The organism is Microbacterium sp., assembly GCF_047605725.1.
Lineage (GTDB): Bacteria > Actinomycetota > Actinomycetes > Actinomycetales > Microbacteriaceae > Microbacterium.
The window spans coordinates 1-23,615 of the sequence record NZ_JASGFE010000051.1 but is presented as its reverse complement, the minus strand read 5'-3'; the positions used below and the strand labels follow the sequence as shown (position 1 = coordinate 23,615).

Sequence of the window (23,615 nt, the reverse complement as noted above, 5' to 3'; positions counted from 1 at the left end):
CTTCATTGGTGGGGTCGGCCATCATTGCGTAGATGTACTCCTGCAAGTAGCGACCCTTGTCGATCGCGGCCGGGATGTAAATGGTTGGTCCCATCTGGTACCGCCCACTTTCCATGTAGGGCTGGAGATCCTCGATCATCGGGTCTTCCGTTGACTTCGCGTTCTTGAGCGGGCTGAACGCATGCTGGTCGAGGTTGTACGCGTCCACCATGTCCGGCTGCAGGACGAAGTCCATGAACTCCAATCCGCCGTCGCGCTGCTTGCCTGTCGCTGTCGCGGGCGTGAACACCATCTGATCGAGGTTCATCATGACTTGTGTATCGTCAGGGTCGTCGGTCATCGGGAGCGGGAACATTCCAGCCTTGAAATCCTTGTTGGCACCCAGAACACCGTTCAGCGCCCACGGGCCCTGAATGAGCATCGCGCCCTTGCCGTCCCCAAGATCACGGTTGCCTTGGTCATAGCCGATGTTCTTCACGCCCGCTTGGTAGTAGGGCAAGAGCCCGACGACCTTCAGCATGGGCTCGCGGAAGTCCTTGCTGAATGACGTCGATGCATCCGGTCCAGCATCGACCCCCAAAGCGTTCAGCTTGTCGAAGAACTCACCCACGTTCAGCATGCCGGAAACCCCGTGGTTGAAGAGACTGAACTCGATCGTCCAGATGTCGGCGAATGTGCCGATGAGCGGGGTGATGCCCTTCGACTTCAGCTTTTCGCAGACTTCGAGCATTTCACTCCACGTTGTTGGCACGGTGACTCCGGCCTCATCGAAGAGATCGCGGTTGTAAATCACGCCTTGGCCAGCAATCGAGAACGGAAGCGCGCCGAGCTGGTCGTTGAAGCTCGCGTACTGACGGATGATGTCGATCGCGTGCGGGTCGATCTGGTCCACCAGCGGGTTGTCGCTCTGGTCTGCGGTGGCGCCGAGCCGGAGATACGCTCCGGTCGCCTGCTGCAGGTCTGTGATACCGACGGCGACCGGTGTGTTCCGGGCGAAGTCCGCCGCCAGGTTGGTGCTCTGTTCGAACGCTGCGACGAAGTCTGCCTGCTGCTGGTTGAACTGGTTCGTGAGCGCTTGGTAATACGCCTTCATCTCGCGCTTCGCGGAGTAGAACCGTATCGGTGTCCGGGGGTCGCGCCGGGCGTCGAAGGCCAGGGCCAGCGATGTACCGCTCATGGCGATGGCGGCGAGGAGGCCGGTGTTCTGCAGGAACTGGCGTCGATCGATCTCGAAACGTGCGGCCATCTCAGACCACCCTGTTCAGGCCGGTGTCGAGCGCGGTCTCGCCCTCGCCGGGGCCGTCGTAGTCGGGCAGCCGCAGGCCGGTCACCTTGTCGAAGAGGTGCATCTGCGACCGGGCGGGGCGCAGGGTGAGTCCTTCGCCGACCCGGTGCGACGAGCCCGCCGGGCGGCGCACCGTGATCGACCGCGGCTGCTTCTCGTCGGTCTCCAGGTAGATGTAGACGTCGTTGCCGAGGTTCTCGACGGCGTCGATGGTGGCGCGCAGTCCCGGCTCTCCCGGTGCAAGCACGCGGAAGCCCTCCGGGCGGCTGCCGACGATCACCCGCTCCTGGCTCAGCGCCGCCTGCTGCGACGGCCCGAGGCGCAGACCGTAGTCGCCGTAGGCGATCTTGCCGTCCTCGGTGACGTTGAACTCGAGCAGGTTCATCGAAGGGGAGCCGATGAACCCGGCGACGAAGGCGTTCTGCGGCCGAGTGTACATCTCCTCCGGGGAGGCGAACTGCTGCAGCTGTCCCGCCTTGAGCACGGCGATCCGGTCCGCCATCGTCATGGCCTCGACCTGGTCGTGCGTGACGTACATGGTCGTGACGCCGAGGTCGCGCTGGATCTTGGCGATCTGCGTCCTGGTCTGCACGCGCAGCTTCGCGTCGAGGTTCGACAGCGGCTCGTCCATCAGGAACACCTTGGGGTGGCGCACGATCGCGCGGCCCATCGCGACGCGCTGGCGCTGTCCGCCGGAGAGGTTGGCCGGCTTGCGGTCGAGGTACTCGGTCAGATCGAGCAGGGATGCCGCGTGCCGGACGCGCTCGTCGATCTCGCTCTTCGGCGTCTTCTGCAGCATCAGGTGGAAGCCGATGTTGGCGGCCACGGTCATGTGCGGGTAGAGCGCGTAGTTCTGGAAGACCATCGCGATGTCGCGGTCGCGGGGCGGGACGGCGGAGACGTCCTTGCCACCGATGTAGACGCGACCGCCGGTGATGAACTCCAGGCCCGCGAGCATGCGGATCGTCGTGCTCTTGCCGCAGCCGGACGGGCCGACGACGCACACGAACTCACCGTCCTCGACCTTCAGATCGAGTTGATCGATCGTCGGGCGATCGAGAGTTGGGTACTGCAGAGTGGCTTTCCTGAACTCGACTTCGGCCATGCTTCGCTCCTGACTATCGCGGATCTGACGGGAATGCTCGGGCGACGATTGTGCCGAGTAGTCGGACACCACAGACGCATGCCGAGCATCGTCGGCCGATAGTCTGGGGTGCGGTGTGGGCGGTCAGCTCGTCCTCCATTGGAAAGGCTTGATCCGCCGCGTTTTATCTAGCTACTAGATATATGCCTCGGATTAACGACTACAAGCTAACGCACACGGGAAGGGGTCGTCAAGGGTGAGGATCGACTCCGCCGCATCACCGGGTCCGTCGCTGAAACTGCTCAACGCCGCCGCCGTGCTGAACTTCGCGTGGGACCACGGCGCCTTCACCGCGAGCGACGCCATCGCCGCCACGGGCCTGACCCGCACGACCGTGATCGGGCTCTGCGTCGAGCTGGTCGACCGCGGCTGGCTCATCGAGCTGCCGGATACCCGCGTGGCCGGCGCCCGCTACCGCAAAGGCCGGCCGGCGCGGCGCTATGCCTTGCACGCCAAGCGCGCCGTCGTCGTCGGGATCGACGCGGGGCTGCACACCGTGACGACCCGGGTCGTCGATCTGCGGGGCGAGGTGCTGGCCCTCTCGCACACCGTACCCGCGAACGTGCGGCCCAGCCCGGCCGAGCGCATCGCCACGATCGACGAGGGACTGAGCCGCGCACTGGCCTCGGCGGGCGTCGACCCCTCGGCGGTGCTGTGCCTCGTCGTCGGCATCCCCGCGCCGACGGATGCCAGGGGGGAATCCCCACGCGGCTGGGACGAGTTCTGGCAGCGCATGAACCCCGGGCTCGCAACGCACCTGCGAGACCGGGGCCGGCAGGTGATCCTCGAGAACGACGCCAATCTCGCGGCGATCGGCGAGGGCAAGGTCGGTGCGGGCGTCGGTGTCGACTCGTACGTCACCCTGCTGACCGGCGAGCGTCTCGGCGCGGGCTTCGTCCTCGACGGACGACTCGTGCGCGGCAGCCACGGCGGCGCCGGCGAGATGCACCCGCTGATCCAGCTCGACGGGGTCTGGAACGCCGACGGCATCGCCGCGGTGCTCAGGGGACTGGTGCAGGCGGCCAGGAACGAGGGCCGCATTCCCGCCGAAAGCGTCCTGAGCACCCTGCCCCCCGACGGCCTCGATGCCGAGGCGGTGCTCCACGCGGCCGACGACGGGGACCCGCTGGCATCGGCCATCGTCGACGAGCTCGCGCTGCGGCTGGCCCGCGTCTCGGCGTTGCTGGCGGGCATGCTCGACGTGGAGCGGATCATCTTCGCCGGCGGCGTGGCCGACTCGCTCGCGCTGCTGCTGTCGCGGGCCGCGCCTCGCATGGCCGAGCTCATGGCCCTCCCGCCGCCCGAGCTCGTGGCATCCGCACTCGGAAGCGAGGTCGTGGGCATCGGCGCCGTGGGCCGCGGGCTCGCCTGGGCGAGGGAGAACCTGCTGTCCCTCATCGCCGACTACCCTGTGGCCGGAGCTGCGACCCACGCCGGCGAGGCCGCTCCGTGACGGTCAGCATTCGCAGGGAGACGCCGCAGCGCGCGAGCATCGCGGCGGTCCTCGAGCACGCCTGGGATGCCGGCACCTTCCGAGCCGACGACATCATGGACCGGACCGGACTCACGCGCAGCACGACGATCTCCGGGATCGACAGTCTGATCGAGCTCGGACTCGTCCGGGAGCTCGCCAACGCGCGCACCGAGCACGGCTACCGCACGGGCCGCCCCGCGCGGCGCTTCGAGCTGTGCGCCGACGCCGGCATGGTCGTGGGGATGGACGCCGGCCGGGCGCACGTCACCACGATCCTCGCCGACCTGCGCGGTCACCGGCTCGCGACGACCAGCTTCGAGACCGACCTCGACGCGGATGCCGACCAGCGCCGTCGCGACCTGACCGAGTCGCTGGACGCCACGCTTCGCGCGGTAGACGCGCCGCGCTCGGAGCTGCTCTCGGTGTGCGTGGGCGTGCCCGCGCCCGTCGACGCCGACGGCCGGTCGCCGTCCCATCGCGACGGCTTCTGGCCGAAGTCCAATCCGGAGCTGCTGACGCACATCACGCCGTGGGCGCCGATCGTGCAGCTGAGCAACGACGCCTCGCTCGCCGCCCTCGCCGAGGGGACCGAGGGCGCCGCCCAGGACTCCGACAACTACGTGGCGCTGCTGTCCGGCGCGCGGTTCGGCATGGGCGTCGTCATCGACGGGCATCTGCTCCACGGCAGGCACGGCGGCGTGGGCGAGACCGTCGTCTTCGGCCGCATCGAAGGGGTCGACGATCCGGACGGGCTCGGCCAGACGATCGCGCGGTGGGCACGACAGGAGCTCGCCGCCGGCCGGATCGGGCCCGAGCATCCGCTCGCCCAGCTGCCCCCCGCCCTCGTCACCGCCCAACACGTCCTGCAGCTGGCGCACGAGGGCGATTCGGCGAGCCGGGAGCTCACCGCCAGGGCGGCGGCGATGCTCTCCCGCATCACAGGCATGATCGGCAGCTTCTACGACCCGGAGATCGTCGTCGTGTCGGGGGCGGTGTCCGCCGGCATCCACGACGTCGTCGCGGCGGCCCGCAGCACGCTCGCCGAGGAGCTCGACCTCCCCGCCCCGCGCCTGATCGCCTCGACTCTGGGCGCGGAGGTCGTCGCGATCGGCGCCGTCGCCGCCGCCGTGGCAGCCGCGCGCGACGGCGTGCTCGCCCTCACCCCGGAGCGCACCTTCGCGCGCTGAATTCGCTGCCGCGCGCGAGCGCCTCAGTTCGTCGGAGATCTGCACATCGTCGGATGCCGGTGCGCCGAGGCATCCGACAAACCGCCGATCTCCGACGAACGGCCGCGCTCGTCAGCGCCAGAGCGCGTCGATGGGGACGGCCCGGATCCGCTCGCCGACGGCGACCGTCCCGCGACCCGCGTAGAGGATGTAGCCGGCGACGAACCGATCGCCCAGCCTGTCGCGGAGTACGCTGAGTCCCTTCGCGTCCTGGGCGTGCGCCGTCGCTGCGGCCTTGACCTCGATTCCGACGACCCGACCGTCCGGGGTCTCCAGCACGACATCCACTTCGATGCCGCGGCTGTCCCGGTAGTGGTGCATGGTCGTACGCTGCATCGCCCAGGTCTGCTGACGACGCAGTTCACCGACGACGAAGCACTCGATGAGCGGACCCAGCCTCGCCGACCCCGGAGTCAGGGCGGCTGCCGTCGCGCCGAGCAGGCTCGCCGCAAGTCCGGAGTCCGCGAGGAACACCTTCGGTTGCTTCACCTCGCGAGAGGTGAGGTTCGTCGACCATGCCGGCAGCGCGTGCGTGAGATACAGCGTCTCGAGGAGCGCGAGATACGGATCCAGCGTCCGCCGGGGAATGCTCGCGTCGGCCGCAAGAGAGCTCCAGACCATCGTGCTTCCCATCCGGGCGGCGATCAACCGGAGAAGCCGTGGAAGATCGGCCAGCCGTTGCAGACCGGAGATGTCCGGCGCATCACGGCGGACGATCTGGGAGAGATAGCTCGCGTGCCAGTCCTCCCGCCGTTGCACGGTGGTCCGTCTCAGCGCCTCCGGGTAGCCGCCCGCACATGCGCGCTCCGCATAGTCCTCTCGCCGCAGCTCACTGGTGTGACGCGAGAACGACTCGCCATCTATCGCTGCGTCGATGAAGGAGCCGTCGCGCCGGTCGAGCTCGCGCTGACTGAGCGGATAGAGCTCGACGCGCTCCGCCCGACCCGCGAGCGACTCGTGGGTCGAGGACAGGTCGAGGAGGTTCGCGGACCCGGTGACGAGGAACCTTCCAGGCCTCTGATCGCGATCGACGGCGGCTTTCAGCGCCACCACCAGCTCGGGCGCCCTCTGCAGCTCGTCGATGACGAGCAGTTCCTCGGGCGCCTGCTCGACGAAGCCGAACGGATCGGACCGCGCGAAGTCGAGGGAGGCGGGATCGTCCAGGGTCACGCCCGTACCGGCTCGTTCCGTGAGGACCTGTGCCGCGAGCGTCGACTTCCCCACCTGACGCGCACCCTGGAGTACGACGATGCGCGTGTCGTCCAGCACCTCCCGCAATCGCGGCAGGATCAAGCGGGGAATCAGTGACGAAGGCGCCATGCATCGAATCTACCGGTCCGACTCGCCGTTTCACCACTCCTTACTCGCCTTTTCACCACCTTCTTTTCGCCGTTTCGCCACACATCTCTCGCCGTCTCACCACCTCTTTCTCGCCGTTTCACCACCTCACGGACCGCGAGCGCCGCAGTTCGTCGGAGATCTGCACATCGTCGGATGCCGGTGCGCCGAGGCATCCGACAAACCGCCGATCTCCGACGAACGGCCGCGCTGCGCCGAAACGCGTCCAGCAGCGGCGGTCACCACCAGCCCTTGCGCTTGGTCCACCACAGCAGCCCCAGCGACATGACGCTCATGACGCCCAGCAGCAGCCAGAGCGCGTCCCAGTGCGTGCTCTCGTTGACGATGACGTTCATGCCGAACACGGACGACAGCGCGGTGATGGGCAGGGTGACCGCGGCGATCACCGCGAGCCGCTCGGCCGCGATCGTCATCTTCGTGTTCGTGCGGGCCTGGTAGAACTCGATCGTGCCCTGCAGGTAGTCCTTCTGGCCGTCGGCCATGACGCCGAGCCGGTGGAACTGGTCCACGAGGTCTTTGACCAGGCGCTCGCCGCTGTCGCCGAAGACCCGCACCTTCGCCATGCGACCGTAGACCTCCGCGGAGAGCGTGCACATGGTCTTCACCGTGAGCAGTCCATGCCGCGCCCGGAACATCTCGTCGAGGAACTGCTCCGGATCGCTGTACTTGTTGCCGGTGACCGCCTGCTCCAGCCGCCACACCTCGCGCGTCAGCTGCGCGGTGTGCTCGCGCAGCCGCCCGGTGAGCGCGGAGACGAGCGCGTGCGAGAGCTCGTACCCGGTCGCCGGGCGGAACCTGCCCGCCGCGATCCGGTTGCGCAGCGCCCGCACCTCGACCAGGGCGTCCTCCAGCGGCACCGCCTCGTTGAGCGGACCGTGCACCGTGATGACGTAGTCGCGGCTGACGAACTGATCGAGCTCGATGTAGTGGACGTGGCCTCCCGCGCCGAGCTTGGGCGCGTGCAGCACGATGAAGACGTGGTCGCCGTAGACGTGCACCTTGGGCACCTGGTTGCGTACCGCGCAGTCCTGGAGCGCGAGGTGGTGCAGCCCGAAGACCTCGGCAAGCCGGGCGCGCACCTCGTCGCTCCACTCCGGCACGTCCACCCACACGACGCCCTCGCCCGCCAGCAGAGCGGGCAGCTCGTCGGGCGAACGCTCCGTGATGCCGGCCTCGGAGATCAGTGTCACGTCCATGTCCACCGGCTCCGTCCCGTGCCGCACCGCGCGGCCCGCATTCGGTATATGCCCACGCCCGAGCGGTGTCAAGGAGGTCGCGGGGCACGGCGCAACGTCGGAGATCTGCACATCGTCGGATGCCGGTGCCCCGAGGCATCCGACATTGTGCAGATCTCCGTCGAACTGCTGCGCTGAAGGCGGCAGGGGGCAGGCCCGCGGGCGCGGCTCAGGCCGTGACGGTGAACCGGGCCCGGCGCAGCGTCTCCTCGCGCGAGGACGGGCCCACGCGCAGCTCGAACTCGCCCGGCTCGACGATGCGCACGCCGCCCGCGTCGACGATCGTGCAGTCGGCCGCCGACAGCTCCAGGCGCACGACAGTCTCCTCGCCCGGGGCGAGCTCGACCTGCCGGTAGCCCTTGAGCTCCTTGTCGGCCCAGCTCGCCGAGGTCACCAGGTCGCTCACGTAGATCTGCACGGTCTCCCGCACCGGGCGCTCGCCGGTGTTGCGCACTGCGATCTCGGCGACGACCGTGTCGGATGCCGACACCTCCGCCGTCGGCACGTGCAGGTCGCCGTACTCCACGGTCGTGTACGACAGGCCCTCGCCGAACGCGAACGCCGGGTCCTGCGTGAGGTCGGCGTACCGGTTTCCGTGCTGCCCGCGGACCTGGTTGTAGTAGGTCGGCTGCTGCCCGGCGTGCCGGGCGAACGAGATGGGCAGGCGCCCCGACGGCTCGATCAGGCCGAGCAGCAGCTCGGCGATCGCCCGGCCGCCCTCCATGCCGGGATTGGCGACCCACACGAGCGCCGCGGCATCGAGCACCGACGGCGGCAGCACGTGCGGCTTCGAGGCCATCAGCACCACGATCAGCGGCGTGCCGGTGGCGGCGAGGGCCTCCAGCAGCGCCGGCTGCCCGCCGATCAGGTCGAGCGTCGCGGTCGACTTGCCCTCACCGACCAGCTCGATGCGGTCGCCCACGACCGCGACCACATAGTCGGCACGCCGGGCGTCGGTGACGGCATCCGCGATGAGCGCCTCGTCCGGCGGGCACGGCACCCCGATCGGCGGCCGCGGCTGCCCGTCCGGAAAGTGCGAGCCCTCGGGATCGGGGGCGAGGGTCACGATGTCCGCGCCGTGCGCGTGCGTGATCGTCCAGTCATCCGGCGCGAAGGAGCGCAGGCCGTCGAGCACGGTCGTGATCAGCTCGCGCGGCTGGGAGTCGAGCCATCCGGCCTGGCCGGAGCCGCCCGCCCAGTCGCCGAGCTGGGTCTGCGCGTCGTCGGCGAGGGGACCGACCACCGCGATGCGCTTCGGGTCACGGCCGGTGCGCGCCGCGCGGCCGGTATCGTCCGCGACGAGGCCGCCGTCCAGCGGCAGCACGCCGTCGTTGCGCAGCAGCACGAGCGAGCGCCGCGCGATGTCCAGGTTCAGGTCGCGGTGCGCGGCCGCGCCGATCACGGCGGCGATGCGCTCGCGGTCGGGGCGGCGGGGGTTCTCGAACAGACCGAGCTCGAACTTCACCGTCAGGATGCGGGACACCGCGGCATCGAGCTCGGACTCGTCCAGCAGCCCGGCCTCGATCGCCTCCAGCGCGCCCTCGTAGAACCCCGGCGTGTTCATCACGAGGTCGTTGCCGGCCTTGACCGCCGCGGCCGCCGCGTGCGCGTAGTCGGGCTGCACCTTCTGCTCCCACACCATGCGGCCGACGTTGTCCCAGTCGGTCACGAGAGTGCCGGTGTACCCCCACTCGCCGCGCAGGACGTCGGACAGCAGCCACTTGTTGATCGTGATCGGCACGCCGTCGGTGGTCTGGTAGCCGAGCATGAAGGTGCGGCATCCCTCCCGAGCGACGCGCTCGAACGGCGGCAGGAACCACGAGCGGAGCTTTCTCCGCGACACGTCGGCCTCACTGGCATCCCGCCCGCCCTGGGTCTCGGAGTACGCGGCGAAGTGCTTCGCGGTGGCGAGGATCGCGGTGTCGTCGTGCAACCCCGCGCCCTGGTAGCCGCGCACCATCGCCGAGGCGAGCTCGCCGATGAGGAACGGGTCCTCGCCGAACGTCTCGCCGACCCGGCCCCAGCGCAGGTCGCGGGCGATGCACAGCACCGGCGAGAACGTCCAGTGCACGCCGGTCGCGGCGACCTCGACGGCCGTCGCACGAGCGACCTGCTCGATCAGACCGGCATCCCACGAGGCGGCCATGCCCAGCTGGGTCGGGAAGATCGTGGCGCCCTCCCAGAACGAGTGCCCGTGGATGCAGTCCTCGCCGACGAGGATCGGGATGCGCAGGCGCGTCTGCTCGACCAGCTCGTGCGCGCGCACGAGGCGCTCGGGCGAGGTGTGCAGGAGGGAGCCGACGTTCACGCGCAGCACCTCGTCGTCCAGATCGTCGCGGGCGTCGAGCTGGAGCATCTGCCCCACCTTCTCGGCCGGGGTCATGCGCGCGACGAGGTCGGCGACGCGCTCCGCGACGGGCAGTTCCGGGTCGAGGTAGGCGGTGGTCGTCTTGCTCATGGGCAGCTCTTTCGACGGGCGTCGGTCGGCGCCCGGTTCGCGGCGCCTCCCCCATGCTAGGAGGTCTTCCGCGGGGCCGGTGCCGTGTTCACAACTCAGGCAATCTGCGGGGAAGCGCCCCCGACTTCCGCGTGATCTCGCGGGTGGCGTCCGCCGGCAGGAGCGTTTTGCCTGAGTTATGCGCAGCTTGGCGGCGGAGTGGGGATGCCGGGGTAGCGGGCACCCGGCCAGCGGGCACCCGGCCAGCGGGCACCCGGCGCGCGGTCACGCCGGCGCGGCGACATCGCCCGGCCTTCGCCGGCCGGCACCGAGCACGACGAGCCCGCCGGCGATGGCCACGAGCCCCGCGACGGACATCGCCGAGAGCTGCTCGTGCAGCAGCACGATGCCCAGGAGCGTGGCCGACAGCGGCTCGGCGAGGGTCAGGGTCGCCACGGTCGTCGCACGCAGCGACCGCAGGCCCCACGCGAACAGCAGGTAGCCCACCGCGGTCGTCACGACCCCCAGCCACAGCGCGAGGGCGACACCGTCGGGCGTGGCGAGCCACGCCGTGCCGCCGACCAGCAGCAACGGCACACTCAGCACAGCCGCGGAGCCGAAGATCGCGCCCATCGCCGCGTGCGGTGCCCAGGACCGATCCAGCAGCAGCTTGCTCGCGACCGCGTAGAGCGCGTACGACGCGCCCGCGCCGACCGAGGCGAGCACGCCCACCGGATCGACGGAGGAATGCGGCGCGCCGCCGGCGACGAGACCGGACACCAGCACGACGCCGGTGAGGGCGATCGCCGTCGCGACCGCCCAGCGCAGCCCCGGGGCGCGACGACGGAGCACCGCCTCCAGCGCGCCGGTGATGATCGGCGCCGAGCCGAGTGCGACGACCGTGCCGATGGCCACCCCGTTGGCACGCGTGCCGAGGAAGAACGCCGGCTGGTAGGCCAGCACCCCCAGTGCGCCCATCGCGACGATCAGCCCGGTCGAGCCCCTGCGAGCCCGTGCCGGCACGGCATCCGCCACCGCCCGCCCGCGAGTGCGGAACACGAGTGCGGCGACGCCGAGGATGCCGCCGCCCACGAGGATGCGTGCGGCCCCGACGGCGAGGGGCGAGGCGTCGACCGACGCGAGCGCCTGGGCGGTGCCGGTGGTGGAGAAGCACAGCGCCGCGAGGACGACGGCGAGGACCGGAAGCACTCGAGGATTGTCACACGATGTTCCGGGCGGCGCGAGGCGACGAAGGGCCCTCCGCGGCGCCGGGCGGATGCCGGTGCCACATACTGGAAAGGTTGCCCTGAGCGAAAGGTCCCCGATGCGCGTGCGTCCCCCCTCCGGTCGCGGCGGCGCCGGCGTCGGCATGGCGCTCATCGCGACCCTCGCGGTGCAGTCCGCGGTGCCGCCCTTCGCGACCGACACGTACACGCCCGCGTTCCCGCACGTGACCGCCGACCTCGACACGACGGCATCCGCCGTCGGCCTCACCCTCACCCTGTTCTTCCTCGGCTTCGGCGGCGGCCAGCTGATCGGCGGCCCGCTGTCGGACCAGTACGGCAGGCGGATGCCGATGATCATCGGCGGCGTCGTGTGCACTCTCGGGGCGATCGGATGCGCCCTTGCTCCGTCCATCGAGGTGCTCGTGGCGATGCGCCTGGTCCAGGGGATCGGCGGCGGCGTCGCCGCAGCCGTGGCGCGCGCGGTCGTGATCGACGTCGCCCACGGCGAGCAGCTCGCGCGGGTCATGTCGCTGCTCATGGCCCTCGGGGGCCTCGCCCCCGCGATCGCCCCCGTGATCGGCGGGCTCGTGCTCACCTTCGACGGCACCTGGCGCGTGATCTTCTGGGCCCTCGTGGTGTTCGGCATCGTGATGAGCGTCACGGCGGCGATGGTCGTGCCCGAGTCGCTTCCGCCGGAGCGGCGGCACTCCGGCGGGCTCGGCGTGGTCGTGCACGGCTTCCGCGCGGTGCTGCGCGAGCCCTCGTTCGTGGGGTACGTGCTCACCGCGACCGCGTCGCTGTTCGCGATGCTGGCCTACATCGCCAACTCGTCGTACGTGCTGCAGGAGATGAAGGGCATGGCGCCGCTGCCGTTCTCGCTCTTCTTCGCCACGACGGCGCTGTGCCAGGTGGGGGTGACCGTCGTGAACGCCCGGCTCATCGGACGGTTCCGGCCGCAGCAGCTGATCGCCGCGGGACTCGGCCTGTCCGTCGCCGCCGTCGCGCTCATCGCGCTCACGGTGCTCCTGTGGGACACCGCGCTGGTGCCGGTGTGCACCGGGTTCCTCGTGCTCATGGCCTCGCAGGGTCTCGTCTTCGGCAATGCCGCGGCCCTGGCCGCGGCGGAGGTGCGCGACCATGCCGGATCGGCCTCCGGCATCCAGGGGATCGCTCAGTCGCTCGGCATCGCCGTCTCCGCTCCGTTGGCGACCTCCGGCGGGGGGCGCACGGCGGTGCCGATGGTCCTCGTCATGGTCGTCGGGATCTCCGGCGCGCTGGTCAGCTTCGCCCTCGCACGACGCGCGCACCGCTCCGACGTCGCGGCGTCGGCCTGAGTCCGCCGCGCCGGGCGCCGTGCACGCGGGCGGTGACCCCGCATCCGCGATGCACCGGGTAGCGTTCTGGGGAGACTCGGATGCCGGGTCGTCGGACCGCGTCGCGACGACCCCACCACGCAGAAGGCAGATCATGACCATCACCACCGATACCCGGCGTGCAGCGGTGCCCGCCGAGATCTCCCGCTCCTGGCTGCTCGTCTCCGCGCACGACGAGGACCGCTTCGACCTGGCCGCCCGCTCGCACGCCGACCAGGTCATTCTCGACCTGGAGGACGGCGTCGACCCGCGTCACAAGGATGCCGCCAGAGAGAAGGTGCTCGGCTGGTTCGACGCCGGCGGGCGGGCGTGGGTGCGCATCAACGACCGCGCGTCGGAGTTCTGGAGCGACGACGTCGACCGCCTGCGCGCCAGCGACGGGCTCCTGGGCGTCATGCTCGCCAAGAGCGAGTCGGCCGCCCACGTCACCGAGACCTACGACCGGCTCGGCGGCACGACGCACGTGATCGCGCTCATCGAGTCGGCACTCGGGATCGAGTGCGCGGTCGAGATCGCCCAGGCGCGCAGCGTGTTCCGGCTCGCCTTCGGCAGCGGCGACTACCGTCGCGACACCGGCACGGCGGCGACCGACCTCGCGATGGCGTATCCGCGCAGCCGGCTCGTGGTCGCCAGCACCATCGCCGGGCTCCCCGGCCCGATCGACGGGCCCACGGTGAGCTCGAGCCATCCGGTGCTGCGGGAGCAGTCCGCCACCGCGGTGGCGCTGGGCCTGACCGGCAAGCTGTGCGTCGACATCGACCAGCTCCCGGTGATCAACGAGTGCATCAGCCCGACCACGTCGGACGTCACGTGGGCGCGGAGCTTCCTGGCCGACTTCGACGCGCGCGGCCGCGTCGTCCGCGACGGCAGCGACCTGCCGCGCCTGGGCCGCGCGCAGAAGATCGACGCGCTGGCCCGGGCCTTCGGCATCCAGCCCCTCGCCTGACGGCTCGCCCGCGCTCGCACCTCGCCCGCGCCGCCTCGCCCCGCCAGCCTCGCCCCGCGCCGCCTCTCCCCGCCAGCCTCGCCCGCCAGTCACTGCCCAACTCGCGAGTCACTGCCCTCCAGCACAATGACTCGCCACGCAAGCAGTGACTCGCGAGCGGGAGGAGTGACTCGGGGGCGGGAGTTGAGGCGGGCAGGCGCGCGCCGCGGGAATCCCCCTCAGGCGCTCTCGGGCGGGCGCGGCACCACGAGCGGCGTGCCGGTGTGCGGGTCGGGGATCACAGTGCACGGCAGACCGAACACCTCCTCGACGAGTTCGGCCGTGAGCACGTCGCCCGGTGCACCGGTGGTCACGATGCGGCCCTCGCTCATCACGACGAGGTGATCCGCGTACCGCGCGGCCTGGTTGAGGTCGTGCAGCACGGCGACCATCGTGCGGCCGCCCGCCCGGTGCAGGCGCCGCAGCAGCTCCAGCAGGTCGTACTGGTGGGCGATGTCGAGGAAGGTCGTGGGCTCGTCCAGCAGCAGCAGCGGCGTCTGCTGCGCCAGCACCATCGCGACCCAGACGCGCTGGCGCTGGCCGCCGGACAGCTCCTCGACGAGCCGTCCGGAGAGCTCGGCGGTGTTGGTGGCCGCGAGCGCCTCGGCGACAGCGCGCTCGTCGGCGGCGGTCCAGTGGCGGAACATGCCCTGGTGCGGATGCCGTCCACGAGCGACCAGGTCGGCCACCACGATCCCCTCCGGGGCGAGCGAGGTCTGCGGAAGCAGGCCGAGGCGTCTCGCGACCTCCTTCGCGGGATAGGACGAGATCGACTTGCCGTCGAGCAGGATCGAGCCCGAGGCTGGTGCCATGACTCGGGCGAGGGCCCGCAACAGGGTGGACTTGCCGCATGCGTTCGGCCCCACGATGACGGTGAACGAGTCCGTCGGGATGTCGACGGACAGGTCCTGGGCGATCGTGCGGCGGTCGTAGGCGAGCGTCACCCGATCGGCGCGCAGCCGGGCCGTGGGCGGCGGCGCTCCCTCGGGCGGGGTGACCCCGGCATCCATCGGTGCGGTGACGTCGATCATCGCCGCCTCCCCTCTCTGGTGAGCAGCCAGATGAGATATGCGCCGCCCAGGCTCACGGTGATCACTCCCACCGGAAGCTGCGTCGGGGCGAACAGGCGCTGCGCCACGAAATCGCTGGCGGCCAGGAGCAGGGCGCCCATGGCAGCGGATGCCGCGAGCGTGACCCCCGCCGACCGCGTGAGCCGCCGGGCGAGCTGCGCAGCGGCGAGCGAGACGAAGGCGATCGGCCCCGCCGCCGCGGTCGCCGTCGCCGTGAGTGCGACGCCGAGGGCGACCAGTCCCAGTCGTACGCGCTGCACCCGTGCCCCGAGCGCCGTCGCGGCGTCGTCGCCGAGCTCGACCAGGTGCATGCCGCGCGCCATCATCGCGGCGACGACCCACAGGACGGCGAGGATCGCGACCGTCGGCCGGGCCTGCTCCCACCCGACCGCGTTGAGCGAGCCGCTCCCCCACGCTCCGGCGGCGAGGGCGATGTAGAGATCGGCGTTGAGGATGATCCAGGTGTTCAGCGACGACAGCATCGCCGAGACGGCGATGCCGACGATGATCAGCCGGAAGCCGTGGAACCCGCGCCGGTAGGCGAGGAGGTAGACGACGAGCGCCGTCGCCAGGCCACCGGCGAGCGACGCGCCGGCGACCGTGACGTAGCCGGTGCCGACGGTCGCGATGACCAGGAGGGCCCCCGTGTAGGCCCCGGAGTCGAAGCCGATCAGCTCGGGGCTGCCGAGCGGATTGCGGGTGAGGGACTGGAAGATCGCCCCGGCCACGCCCAGCGCGGCGCCGAGCACCAGCGCGAGCAGCACGCGCGGCATCCGCCACTCGAGCACCACCAGCTGCGAGCGGCGGTCGCCCTGCCCGAACAGGGTCGCGACGACGTCGCCGAGCGGCACCGCGTAGTCGCCGGTCGACAGGCTCACGACGCCGACGACCGCGGCGGCGAGCAGGAGCGCCGCGACGACCACGACGTGGCGCACGCCCACTCGCGTGGCGAAGCGGCCGCCGCGCGAGCGCAGCACGATCGCGCGATAGCCGGCGTCGACGGATGCCTCCTCCTGCGCCTCCGCGGCGGCGGTCGCGGGCGCGCTCACAGCCCGCTCGCCTTCCGCCGGCGCACCAGCGCGATGAGCACGGGAGCTCCCACGAAGGCGGTGACGATCCCGACCGGCAGCTCGCCGCTGCGCATGACGAGGCGACCCACGATGTCACTGGCCAGAAGCAGGACCGGCGCGGCGACGGCACTCCCGGCGAGGATCCAGCGCTGATCGGGCCCGGTGAACCACCGCACCGCGTGCGGCACCATGAGCCCGACGAACCCGATGGGCCCTGCGGCGGCGGTCGCGGTGCCGCACAGGAGCGTCACCGCCACGACCGACAGGATGCGGGTGCGCACGACGCGCGAGCCGAGGGCGACGGCGAGCTCGTCGCCGAGCGCGATCGCGTTGAGCGGACCGGCGACGACGATCGCGAGCGCGAACCCCACCCCCAGGAACGGCAGCACGGAGGGGAGCAGCTCTCCGGGCACGGCCGCGATGCTGCCCGCGTTCCAGCCCCGCATGCGATTGAACACCTCGGGGAGGAGGAGGGTGATGCCGCTGGTCAGACCGCCCAGGAACGCGCCGATCGCGACGCCGGCGAGCGTCACCCGCAGTGGATCGGGTCCGCCGCGGGCGGCGGCGCCGATCGCGTACACCGCGAAGGTCGCGACCACCGCCCCGAGCAGGGCGAACCAGATCGTGCCACTGAGCGAGGTGATGCCGAACGCGGCCGCCCCGGCAGCGACGGCGAAGGCCGCACCCGCGTTGACTCCGAGGATGCCGGGGTCGGCGAGCGGGTTGCGCGTGAACGCCTGCATGAGGGCGCCCGCGATGCCGAGCGCCGCCCCGGCGAGCACCCCGAGGATCGTGCGGGGAATGCGCAGATCGCGCACGATCGTACCGGCCTCGCCGTCCGCGCCCCCGAGCGCGCCGATGACCTGCGCCACCGTGAGCCCCTTCGACCCGATCGCGAGGCTGAGCGCAGCGCAGACGACCAGTGCGACGACCGCGGCGACGAACCCCGCGAGCCGACGTCGCCTGATCGCGGCGATCGCTCGGCGGGCGTCGTCGGTCGATGCGGGCGGTGCGAAGGTCGTGGCGGACATCGCGAGAAGGGGCGTCAGAGCCCGTGCGCCTCGAGGGTCGCCTCGTACTCGTCCTCGACCTCTTCCTGATCCCGCGTCTCGTCCTCCCACATGGCGCTGAGCCGCTCGCGCACGTCGTCGGCGAGCGCCTCGTAGCGCGCCGTCCACTGCTCGCCGTTCTCGGTCCAGTAGCCGACGACCTTGTAGGCGGATGCCGGCAGCTTCAGCTCATGCCGGAGATACCGGCGCACGCCGCGGGTGACGCGCGTCTCCCCCGCGACCCAGACGTAGCCGGGCTCCTTCGGCAGGTCGCTGGCCCGCACGATCTCCTCGACCCGACTGGGCCCGTGCCCGTTGCCGCCGTGCACCCACGTGAGCTCGACGTCGGCGGGCAGCTCCGGACGCTGCTCGTCGCGGTCGTCGGAGACCTCGACCACGACCCGCGTGCGGACGCCCTCGGGCGCCTGCTCGGCGAGACGCAGCGCAGCGGGAAGTCCGGTGGCGTCGGCCACCAGCAGCTGCCAGCGGATGCCGTCCGCGGGTGCATACAGTCCGCGGGGAGTGTTCACGCCCACCACGTGACCGACCTCGGCACCGAGCGCCCAGGTCGCGGCGACACCGCCCTCGTGCACCACGAAGTCGATCGTGAGGAGGCCGGTCGCGGCATCCCACGCCCGCACGGTGTAGGTGCGCACCTCGCACGGCTCGACCCCGTCGGGGAACTCCCAGTAGCCATCGGCGCTCGGCACCGGCAGCTGCGGCTCGTCGTGGCCCTGCGCGGGCAGGAACAGGCGCAGATACTCGTCGCCGACGCCGCTGGAGACGAACCCTTCCAGGCCCGGGCCGCCGAAGACGATGCGAACCATTCCGGGCGTGAGACGGTGGACCGCGCGGACCTCCACGCGGTGGACCAGATTGACGTCCGGCCGGCTCATCCGAGGAGCGCCTTCCGCACGATCTCGAGCAGGCCGTCCTGGCCGCTCGGCGAGCCGTAGCTCATCTCGTAGTTGTACGGGAACACCTTGCCGTTCGCGACGGCGGGCAGCGCGTTCCACAGCGCGTTCGCCTGCAGCGCCTCCTCGTCCGTGATGAGACCCGAGCCGTCTTCGCTCACGCCCGTGAAGATGACGTCGACGTCCGACAAACCGCCCAGCTGCTCGAGGCTCAGCTTCTGCCCCTCGTTGTCGGGCTCGCCGTCGCCGTCGCCATCGGCGAGCGCGGTGATCGGAAGGCCCAGGTCGGCGAAGACGAGGCACGAGATGCTGTAGCAGCCGACGGTGACTTCGCCGTCCCAGAAGGAGAGGTCGGCGACCGTCGGGTGGATGCCGGCGGCATCCAGCTGCGCCTTCACGTCGGCCGCGCGCTGCTCGTAGTCGTCGAGCCAGGCCTGGGCCTGCTTCTCACGCCCGAGGTCGGCGGCGATGGCGCGGAACTTGTCGCGCCAGTCGCCGCCGTCGAACCCGTTGTAGGTGTAGGTCGGGGCGATCGCCGTGAGCTTGTCGTGCAGGTCGGTCTCGTAGCCGAGGCCGTTGAGGATGAAGTCGGGTCCCACCTGCAGGACGTGCTCGAGGTTGAACTCGGGATAGTTGTGGAAGCCCTTGATGCCCTCCAGCGCCTCCTGCGGGAAGAAGCTCGGGAAGCTGTCCCAGTCCTCGCGGATCGGCTGCTCGGCCGCGAGCGGATAGCCCAGCGTGATCAGCATGTCGACGTCGGTCGTGTAGAAGCCGAGGGCGGCCTTCGGCTCGACCGGGAGCGTCACCTCGCCGAAGTCGGTGTCGACCGTGAACGTCTCTGCATCCGAGGAGTCGGTGCCGACGGATGCGCAGGCCGGGAGGAGGAGGATCGTCGCGGCGACGGCGAGCGCCGCGCGCAGGGGTCGAGTGCGTGAGGTGGTCATGAGCCTTCGATTCGGAGGGTAGCTGAGGCTTACCTAAGCTACACCTAAGCTAGTGATCGTGTCCCCCTCCCCCTCCCGATCGCGAGCGCTGGCCACCGTGCTCGCTCGGCGACGCGTGCCGATCGCGCTGGCGGTCGTGGGGCTGGTCGGGCACCAGATCGCCGAGGCGCTCGTGCCCGTGCTCATCGGCGTCTCGATCGACCGGGCGATCGCCCCCGGGGACCCGGTCATGCTCGCGCTGTGCCTGGTCGCCCTGTGCGCGCTGTTCACCGTGCTCCTGCTGGCGTGGCGGTTCGGCGAGCTCAACTCGGTGCGCGCCGCCGAGGAGGGCGCCCGGGCGGTGCGGGGCGCCCTGGTCTCGCGGGTGCTCTCCCCGGTGGGCTTCGCGCGGCCGCGCAGTCCCGGCGAGCTGCTGAGCATCGCCGGATCGGATGCCGACCGGGCGGCCGGCATCGTCTGGCTCCTCACCGGCACGGCTGCTGAGCTCGCCGCCGTGCTCACCGCCGCGGTGTCGCTGCTGGTGATCTCGATGCCGCTGGGCGTGCTCGTGCTGCTTTCCACCCCGGCGCTCGTGGCGCTCCTGCACGTCGTGACCGCTCCGCTGGAGCGTCGGATGGATGCCGAGCAGGAGGCCGCCGCGACGGCCGCCGCCACAGCGGCGGACCTCCTCACGGGCCTGCGGACCGTCGCCGGGCTGCATGCCGAGGATGCCGCCGCCCGGCGCTTCGCCGCGGCCAACGAGCGGTCGCTGCGCGCCTCCCGTCGCGCCGTCTCGGCGAAGGCCGCGTACACGATGGCCAGTATGGGGCTGTCCGCCCTGCTCCTGGCCGGCATCGCGGCGGCCGCGGCGGGACAGGCGCTCGCCGGCTCGATCTCCATCGGAGAGCTGGTGACCGTGCTGGGCCTCGCCCAGTTCCTGTACGGTCCGGTGGGCGGCCTCGCGTTCGTCGGCGCTGAGCTTGCCACCGTCCGGGCATCGGCCAAACGCGTCGACGCGGTGCTGGCGGCCCCGACCGCCCGGCCGGCGGGGGCCTCGGGCTCGCACGGCGGCGCGGGGGCTGCAGGGGGCGCGGGGACACCCGGCTCGCACGGCGACGCGGGGGCTGCGGGGGCCCGCGCCGCGGGAGCGCCGGGGGGCGCGGGGACTTCGGGCGGGACGGGCGGCACCGGTTCGCCGGGCGGCGCGGGGGCTGCCGGGGCCCGCGCCGCGGACGTCGTCTTCGACGGGCTCGCGACCGCCAACGCCGGACCGTTCTCGGCCCGGATCCCGGCCGGCGGGATCGTGACGCTGCAGGTCGCCGACCCCCGCGGCGCACGCGAGCTGTGCGAGGTGCTCGCCGGCGCGCGGCTCCCCGAACGCGGACGCATCGTCGTCGGCGGGCACGAGCTGACCGGCATCCTCGACGCACCGCTCGTGCTCGCGCCGCCCCATCAGCCGGCGATCTTCAGCGGCACGCTCCGCGAGAACATCGAACTGCACGCGCCGCTCGACGACGCCGACCTGGAGCGGGTCGCCGACGCGGCCGCACTGGACGACGTCCGCGAGGCCGCGCGCGGCGACTGGGACCTGCCGGTCGGCGAGCGGGGCCTCACGCTCTCCGGCGGGCAGCGTCAGCGGGTCGCGCTGGCCCGATCGCTCGCGCGCGAGGCCGACGTGCTCGTGCTGCACGATCCGACCAGCGCCGTCGACTCGGTCACCGAGTCCGCGATCGCCGAGCGGCTGGCCGCGGCCCGGGGCGGCCGCACGACGATCCTCGTCGCCTCGAGCCCCGCGCTGGTGCGCATCTGCGACACCGTCGTCGAGGTCCCCGCGGCGCGCGGCGCAGAGCGGGTGGACGCATGACGGCGACCTCTCCGCTGCCGATCGCCGCACCCGCCGCGACGTGGCGCACGCTCGGACGCATGCTGCGCGAGCGCTGGCTGCCGCTGTCGGGGGCCGCGGCGACCCTGGCCGTGGCATCCGTCGCGGGGTTGGCCCTTCCCGCCACGCTCGGCGCGATCGTCGACGCGGTCATCGCAGGGGATGCCGCCCGGCTTCCCCTGCTGGTCGCGGTGCTCGCCGGGGCCGGGGTGCTCCACGGCGTGCTCACCGGCGCCGGAAGGCTGCAGGTCGCGCGCGCGGGAGAGAGCCTGCTCGCCCGGCTGCGCGAACGCGTCGTGACGCGCCTGGTCGACCTGCCTCCCGCCACGGTCGAACGGGCAGGACGCGGCGAGCTGGTCTCCCGCGCCTCCAACGACGCACGCATCGTCGGTGAGGTCGTGATCGGCGTGCTGCCCGCCTTCGTCTCTGCGGCGTTCGCCGTGTCGATCACGATCGTCGGCCTCGGCGTGATCGATGTGCGCTTCGCGCTCGCCGCGCTCGCCGCGGTGCCGGTGCAGGTCGTGGCCACCCGGGGCTACCTGCGTCGGGCCCGTCCGGTCTTCCTGGCCGCGCGCGCCGCCGAGGGCGAGCGCTCGCAGCGCACGCTCGAGGCGATCGACGCCGCCGAGACGGTGCGGGCCATGGGCGTCTCGCGCGAGCGTGAGGCGGTCGTCGACGCGGCCGCGGCCCGCGCCGTGGTCGACGAGCTGCGCGCGGTGCGGGTGAGCGTCGGCTTCTGGAACCGGCTGAACGTCGCCGAGCTGGTCGGGCTCGGCGCGGTGATCGCGGTCGGGTTCTTCCTCGTCGACGCCGATGCGGCCACCGTGGGCGGTGCGACCGCGGCGGCGCTGTACCTGCACAGCCTGTTCGACCCGGTCGGGTTGGTCCTCGGCGGGGTCGACGACCTGCAGAAGGCCGGCGCCGCCCTGGCCCGGATGGTCGGCGTGCTGGAGCTGCCGGAGCGTCCGCGCCGGACCGTCGCGCCGCGCTCGGGCGCCGTGGAGGTCGCCCTCGACGACGTGCGCTTCGCCTACGGGGACGGGTTCGCGCTGGCCGGGGTGAGCTTCACGGTGCCGGCGGGGCAGACGGTGGCCCTGGTCGGGGCCAGCGGAGCGGGCAAGAGCACCGTGGCGGCGCTCGTGCTCGGCGCACTGGTGCCCGACGGCGGGCGGGTGCGGATCGGCGCGCACGACGCGACGACGGATGCCGAGGGCACGGTCGCGCCGCGGGTGGCCCTGGTCGGCCAGGAGCCGCACGTGTTCGCCGGCACCCTCGCCGACGACCTGCTGCTCGCTCGGCCCGACGCGAGCGAGCAGGAGCTGCGCGCCGCGCTCGACGCCGTGGGCGCGCTCGCGTGGGCCGACGCCCTCCCCGAGGGACTGCAGACCGTCGTCGGCGCGGGCGGGCACCCGCTCACCCTCGTCGAGGCGCAGCAGCTCGCCCTGGCACGCATCCTGCTGCACGACCCCGACGCGCTCGTGCTCGACGAGGCCACCGCGGCCGCCGGCGGCGAGCGCGTGCTCGACCGCGCCGTCGCACGGGTCGCGTACGGGCGCACCACCATCGCGATCGCCCACCGCCTCGACCAGGCCGCACGCGCCGACCGGATCGTCGTGCTCGACCACGGCCGCGTCGTGGAGCAGGGCCGTCACGCCGAGCTCGTCGCCGCCGGCGGCCGCTACGCCCGACTCTGGGCCGCCTGGACCGCCGGGCGCGGGGGGTCCAGGGGGCCCGGGGGATCCGGGGGATCCGGGGGATCCGGGGGATCCGGGGGATCCGGGGGGTCCGGGAGGTCCGGTCCCCCAGCATCCGGAACCCCCGAGCCCGGTCCCGCGGCATCCGACTCGCCCGCGAATCACTCCTCCGGCACGCGAGTCACTACCTCCGCGCCGAGTCACTGCCCTCCAACACAGTGACTCACGTCGGGAGCAGTGACTCGCGGGGCGAGCAGGGCCGCACGCTCGACTGACGGCGAGCGCGGGCGCGTTGTCGCGTAGGGTGGGATGCCGTGTCCGTAGGTCTTCTCGCCGTCGTCGACGACATCCTCGCCGCTGCCCTGAAGGCGTCGGCCAAGTCGGCCGGCGTCGTCATCGACGACGCCGCCGTCACCCCGCAGTACGTGCAGGGCATCACGCCGGCGCGCGAGCTGCCGGTCGTCGGCAAGATCGCCCTCGGGTCGCTCGCGAACAAGTTCCTCGTGATCATCCCGATCGCGATGCTGCTCACCGCGTTCGCGCCGTGGGCGCTGCCGTTCCTGCTGATCGTCGGCGGCACGTACCTATGCTTCGAGGGCGCCGAGAAGGCACTGGAATGGTTCGGGTTCGGGCATGAGCACGGGGGCGAGGAGGCGCGCGACGAGCGCCGGCTCGTGCTCGGCGCCATCCGCACCGACCTCATCCTGTCCACCGAGATCATGCTGATCGCGCTGTCGAACATCGACCCCGACATGGAGTTCTGGCCGCGACTGGTGGTGCTCGTCGTCATCGCCCTGCTGATGACCGCCCTCGTCTATGGCGCCGTGGCGCTTCTCGTGAAGATCGACGACGTCGGCCTGAGCATGGCCAAGAGCCGGTCGCAGCGCGTGCGACACCTCGGCGCGCGCATCGTCCGTTCGATGCCCGCCGTCTTCCGCGTGATCAGCGTCATCGGCACGGTCGCGATGCTGTGGGTCGGCGGCCACCTCGTGATCGCCAACCTCGCCGAGGTCGGCGTTCCCGTCCTCTACGACGTGCTGCACGCGATCGAGCACGCGATGCACGCCCTCGGACCGGTGGTCGTGTGGGTCGCCGACACCGCGGCATCCGCCGTGGCCGGATTCGTCACGGGCGTCGTCGTCATCGGCGTCGTGATGGGCGTCGGGCGCCTGTTCGGCAAGCGGCCGACCTTCACCGAGGGCGGCGACGACCCGGCGTCCGCGCACTGACGCGCGCCCCGCCCGGCGCCCCGCGCCCCGGCCCCCGCCG

General features: G+C 71.8%; 18 protein-coding genes. 7 read left to right on the top strand and 11 right to left on the bottom strand.

Going from position 1 to position 23,615, the window contains the following annotated elements:
- Window positions 1–1,246 (bottom strand): ABC transporter substrate-binding protein (locus QM641_RS10675; RefSeq protein WP_415116269.1); only part of this gene is annotated, 1,246 nt, incomplete at its 3' end.
- Window position 1,247: 1 nt separating this feature from the next.
- Window positions 1,248–2,390 carry an ABC transporter ATP-binding protein gene (locus QM641_RS10670; RefSeq protein WP_415116267.1) on the bottom strand — a complete coding sequence of 381 codons (1,143 nt, stop codon included), beginning with the start codon at window positions 2,388–2,390 and terminating at the stop codon, window positions 1,248–1,250.
- Window positions 2,391–2,625: 235 nt separating this feature from the next.
- On the opposite strand from QM641_RS10670, the gene QM641_RS10665 reads away from it, so the two are divergent.
- Both QM641_RS10665 and QM641_RS10660 read left to right on the top strand, forming a co-directional pair.
- Entirely contained in the window at window positions 2,626–3,882 is a 1,257-nt protein-coding gene (locus tag QM641_RS10665; protein ID WP_415116265.1) for an ROK family protein, read from the top strand.
- Window positions 3,879–5,090 carry an ROK family protein gene (locus QM641_RS10660; protein ID WP_415116263.1) on the top strand — a complete coding sequence of 404 codons (1,212 nt, stop codon included), beginning with the start codon at window positions 3,879–3,881 and terminating at the stop codon, window positions 5,088–5,090. The genes QM641_RS10665 and QM641_RS10660 overlap by 4 nt, the downstream gene beginning before the upstream one ends.
- Window positions 5,091–5,201: 111 nt before the next feature.
- On the opposite strand, the gene QM641_RS10655 is transcribed toward QM641_RS10660, so the two are convergent.
- The 4 genes from QM641_RS10655 to QM641_RS10640 all read right to left on the bottom strand — a co-directional run bounded on the left by QM641_RS10655 (window position 5,202) and on the right by QM641_RS10640 (window position 11,369).
- Window positions 5,202–6,449 carry an ATP-binding protein gene (locus tag QM641_RS10655; RefSeq protein WP_415116261.1) on the bottom strand — a complete coding sequence of 416 codons (1,248 nt, stop codon included), beginning with the start codon at window positions 6,447–6,449 and terminating at the stop codon, window positions 5,202–5,204.
- A gap of 257 nt (window positions 6,450–6,706) precedes the next feature.
- The gene (locus QM641_RS10650) at window positions 6,707–7,684 is read right to left on the bottom strand and encodes a magnesium transporter CorA family protein (protein ID WP_415116259.1); all 978 of its coding nucleotides are present in this window, start codon (window positions 7,682–7,684) and stop codon (window positions 6,707–6,709) included.
- 208 nt (window positions 7,685–7,892) lie between these two features.
- Entirely contained in the window at window positions 7,893–10,181 is a 2,289-nt protein-coding gene (locus QM641_RS10645; protein WP_415116257.1) for a glycoside hydrolase family 3 N-terminal domain-containing protein, read from the bottom strand.
- A gap of 264 nt (window positions 10,182–10,445) precedes the next feature.
- The gene (locus QM641_RS10640; protein ID WP_415116255.1) at window positions 10,446–11,369 is read right to left on the bottom strand and encodes a DMT family transporter; all 924 of its coding nucleotides are present in this window, start codon (window positions 11,367–11,369) and stop codon (window positions 10,446–10,448) included.
- Window positions 11,370–11,484: 115 nt separating this feature from the next.
- Here QM641_RS10640 and QM641_RS10635 point away from each other — a divergent pair, with 115 nt between their 5' ends.
- A complete protein-coding gene (locus tag QM641_RS10635; RefSeq protein ID WP_415116253.1) occupies window positions 11,485–12,720 on the top strand; it encodes a multidrug effflux MFS transporter in 1,236 nt (411 codons plus the stop codon).
- A 133-nt stretch (window positions 12,721–12,853) separates the two neighbouring features.
- A complete protein-coding gene (locus QM641_RS10630; protein WP_415116251.1) occupies window positions 12,854–13,705 on the top strand; it encodes an HpcH/HpaI aldolase/citrate lyase family protein in 852 nt (283 codons plus the stop codon).
- Window positions 13,706–13,923: 218 nt separating this feature from the next.
- Here the strand turns inward: QM641_RS10630 and QM641_RS10625 are convergent, their stop codons facing one another.
- The 5 genes from QM641_RS10625 to QM641_RS10605 are packed head-to-tail and all read right to left on the bottom strand — an operon-like array spanning window position 13,924 to window position 18,791.
- Entirely contained in the window at window positions 13,924–14,754 is an 831-nt protein-coding gene (locus QM641_RS10625) for an ABC transporter ATP-binding protein (RefSeq protein WP_415116271.1), read from the bottom strand.
- A 17-nt stretch (window positions 14,755–14,771) separates the two neighbouring features.
- A complete protein-coding gene (locus QM641_RS10620; protein WP_415116249.1) occupies window positions 14,772–15,863 on the bottom strand; it encodes a FecCD family ABC transporter permease in 1,092 nt (363 codons plus the stop codon).
- Entirely contained in the window at window positions 15,860–16,915 is a 1,056-nt protein-coding gene (locus QM641_RS10615) for a FecCD family ABC transporter permease (protein ID WP_415116247.1), read from the bottom strand. The genes QM641_RS10620 and QM641_RS10615 overlap by 4 nt, the downstream gene beginning before the upstream one ends.
- Before the next feature lie 14 nt (window positions 16,916–16,929).
- Window positions 16,930–17,829, bottom strand: coding sequence for a siderophore-interacting protein (locus QM641_RS10610; RefSeq protein WP_415116245.1), 900 nt, complete (start codon window positions 17,827–17,829; stop codon window positions 16,930–16,932).
- Window positions 17,826–18,791, bottom strand: coding sequence for an ABC transporter substrate-binding protein (locus QM641_RS10605; protein ID WP_415116243.1), 966 nt, complete (start codon window positions 18,789–18,791; stop codon window positions 17,826–17,828). The genes QM641_RS10610 and QM641_RS10605 overlap by 4 nt, the downstream gene beginning before the upstream one ends.
- Before the next feature lie 58 nt (window positions 18,792–18,849).
- Here QM641_RS10605 and QM641_RS10600 point away from each other — a divergent pair, with 58 nt between their 5' ends.
- The 3 genes from QM641_RS10600 to QM641_RS10590 all read left to right on the top strand — a co-directional run bounded on the left by QM641_RS10600 (window position 18,850) and on the right by QM641_RS10590 (window position 23,575).
- Entirely contained in the window at window positions 18,850–20,634 is a 1,785-nt protein-coding gene (locus QM641_RS10600) for an ABC transporter transmembrane domain-containing protein (protein ID WP_415116241.1), read from the top strand.
- The gene (locus QM641_RS10595; RefSeq protein WP_415116239.1) at window positions 20,631–22,568 is read left to right on the top strand and encodes an ABC transporter ATP-binding protein; all 1,938 of its coding nucleotides are present in this window, start codon (window positions 20,631–20,633) and stop codon (window positions 22,566–22,568) included. The genes QM641_RS10600 and QM641_RS10595 overlap by 4 nt, the downstream gene beginning before the upstream one ends.
- Window positions 22,569–22,660: 92 nt before the next feature.
- Window positions 22,661–23,575 (top strand): DUF808 family protein, encoded by a 915-nt coding sequence (locus QM641_RS10590; RefSeq protein ID WP_415116237.1) that lies wholly within the window; start codon window positions 22,661–22,663, stop codon window positions 23,573–23,575.
- Window positions 23,576–23,615: the final 40 nt, after the last annotated feature.